Origin of the sequence: Mesorhizobium sp. WSM4312 (assembly GCF_002294875.1) — a bacterium.
GTDB lineage: Bacteria > Pseudomonadota > Alphaproteobacteria > Rhizobiales > Rhizobiaceae > Mesorhizobium.
In genome coordinates, this window is record NZ_NSFU01000053.1 from 1 (window position 1) to 1,341 (window position 1,341).

Genomic DNA, 1,341 nt, shown 5'->3' on the forward strand with positions numbered 1-1,341 from the left:
GGTTGTGTGCGTCAAGTTCTGCAAAAAGGGGGCGGCCATTGTGCTGGTCAAGCGGCTTGGCGTAGAGCGAGCTTCTTGTGCTCGCGCAGGTCGTCCATGTTGATGTAGCGATTTGCCTCCATCCAGTTTTCGTTGGTTTCGACGGCGAGCGCCCTGACCAGGCGCAGGCAGCTTTCGGCGTTGGGGAAGATGCGCACGACATAGGTGCGCCGGCGGATTTCCTCGTTGAGCCGTTCGAGCATGTTGGTGGACTTGAGATGCTTGTGGTGCTGTCTCGGCAGCCTGAAGAAGGTCAGCGTCTGTTCGATTGCATCCTCGGCCCAGCCTGTCAGGCGCGGATAGCGCGGCGACCATTTGGCCAGCCATGCGGCGAGATCGACCCTGGCCTCGGCGAGATCGCGCCGGTCGTAGAGCCAGCGCAACTCCTGCAGGCAGTCGTCACCGTGCTTGCGCGGCAGATGATCAAGCGCATTCCTGAGGAAGTGCACGTAGCAGCGCTGCCAAGCCGCTTCCGGGATCACCTCGCCGATCGCCGCCACCAGGCCGGCATGATCGTCGGACACGACCAATTCGACGCCCTTGAGGCCGCGCGCCTTCAGGGAGACCAGGAAGTCCTTCCAGGCCGAGCGGCTCTCGCGATTGGCCATCTCCACGGCCAGGATCTGGCGCCTTCCGTCCCAGTCGATGCCGACCGCGATCAGCACCGCCTGGCTCATGACGACGCCGGCTTCACGCACCTTCTCGTAGCGCGCATCGAGGATGAGATAGGCAAACGGCTCTTGAAGCGGTCGCCTGGCAAAGGCAGCCAAGCTCTCGTCCAGCCGCTTGTTGATGGCCGAGATCGACGAGGCCGAGAAGGCATGGCCGCACAGCTCTTCCGTGATCGCCTTGACCTTGCGGGTCGACACCCCCTGCACATACATCTCGGCCAGCGTCGCCACCAAAGCCCGCTCCGAACGCTGGTAGCGCTCGAACAGTTCGGTGGAGAAGCGCCCGGCCCGGTCCTGTGGTACCCGCAGCTCAAGCTTGCCGACGCGCGTGACAAGGGTGCGGCCGTAGTAACCCGAGCGATAGCCAAGCCGTTCCGGCGTCCGTTCGCTCTTCGAGGCGCCCACCGCTTCGTCCATCTCGGCCTCGAGAACCTCTTGCATAACCGCACGGATCACTTCGAGCAGTCCATCCGGATTCGATAGCAGAATGTCTTTGACGGCGGCGCTGGCGGTCTTACTCTCAGTCTTGGTCATGGTGGCGTTCCTTCTAGGGAATCGGTGACGTGAACAATCACCAGCCTGCCATGACCGCCCCTTCTCAGCGAATTTGCAGAACTCTCAGCACACTACC

General features: G+C 62.5%; 1 protein-coding gene. It reads right to left on the reverse strand.

Annotation, left to right across the window (positions count from 1 at the left end; genetic code table 11):
- Positions 1-47: 47 nt before the first annotated feature.
- Positions 48-1,244 (reverse strand): IS256 family transposase, encoded by a 1,197-nt coding sequence (locus CK228_RS34580; RefSeq protein WP_095790659.1) that lies wholly within the window; start codon positions 1,242-1,244, stop codon positions 48-50.
- Between the last annotated feature and the right edge of the window lie 97 nt (positions 1,245-1,341).

Coding starts and splice junctions, on each gene's coding strand:
- CK228_RS34580 (WP_095790659.1), bottom strand. CDS start 1,244: ATGACCAAGACTGAGAGTAAGACCGCCAGCGCCGCCGTCAAAGACATT.